Annotated in this window: 1 protein-coding gene; it reads left to right on the plus strand. The window is 66.1% G+C overall.

Features of this window, described 5'->3' with window-relative positions; genetic code table 11:
- Positions 1 to 453 precede the first annotated feature (453 nt).
- Complete coding sequence (locus AC07FT_RS36415; protein WP_479180457.1) at positions 454 to 906, plus strand: PTS sugar transporter subunit IIA; 453 nt, start codon at positions 454 to 456, stop codon at positions 904 to 906.
- Positions 907 to 1,110 lie beyond the last annotated feature (204 nt).

Consider the following 1,110-nt stretch of genomic DNA (forward strand, 5'->3'; position numbering starts at 1 on the left):
TGATGCGGACGGGGTATCAACATATCTGGCGTTGACTTTTGGCACGCTGTTGAGTTCTCAAGGAACGGACGCTTCCTTCGAAACCGTTTCACCGGTTTCTCCGGGCGCTTCCCTTCGGTGTTTCACACGCTATCAGACCATTTCCATGTCTCGAACCGGGGTCGTTCGCACGGCATGCGAAAGCGGATCCGAGATTTGGATCTAGTAACTGAAGGTGCCGCCTCAACCTGGACGTGTCTCGCAGATGACTGCGATGCTTCATCCGGTGGGCAGGCATACGACAGTACAGGTCCCCACACAGCCGTGGCAAATCGATTCGACGCCCCGGACGCTCTCCGGCCTGCGCCGCGCGTGCGGAATCCAAAGTTCCTATGACTTACGCTTCTCGGCAGTGCGCTGTCCGGGACAGGCAGTGACGGCGCGTGATCAATCTTCACCCCTGGGAGGCTTCCCATGACCACCGTGACGGCCCCGCTCGCCGGGCGTGCGATCGGTCTCGCCGCGGTCCCCGACCCGGTGTTCTCCGGCGCCATGGTCGGTCCGGGGACAGCGATCGATCCGGCGCTGGAACCGTGCGTCGCCGTGGCTCCGGTCGACGGCATCGTCGTCTCCCTCCACCCGCACGCGTTCGTCGTCGTGGACGTCGAAGGACACGGGGTGCTCACGCATCTGGGGATCGACACGGTGCAGCTGAGCGGCGACGGTTTCGAGGTGCTCATCAACAAGGGGGACACCGTCCGGCGCGGCGACGCGGTCGTGCGCTGGGACCCCAATGTCGCCGTGGCCGCGGGGAAGTCACCGATCTGCCCCGTCGTGGCGCTGGAGGCCACCACCGACGCGCTGGCCGCCGTCAGGGACGGCGACGCCATGGTCGAGACGGGCGACGCGCTCTTCGACTGGACCTGAGCCGGATATGAGCCCGGTGCCGGCGGGACCGGTCCGGGCGCGATCGCGGTGCGTAAGACATCCACCAGGCGGGGTTCCGCCGTATCGACCGGGGACGGGTGACATGGAGACAACGCTGCGAGGCGTCGGTGTGAGCCACGGTGTGGCGATCGGGCAGGTGCGGCATATGGGGACGGCGGTGCTGGAGCCGCCGGCCAGGCAGAT

It is taken from the genome of Streptomyces sp. NPDC045899, assembly GCF_056431485.1.

Excerpts from the sequence above, each read along its gene's own strand:
- AC07FT_RS36415 (WP_479180457.1), top strand. The coding sequence starts at position 454 with ATGACCACCGTGACGGCCCCGCTCGCCGGGCGTGCGATCGGTCTCGCC.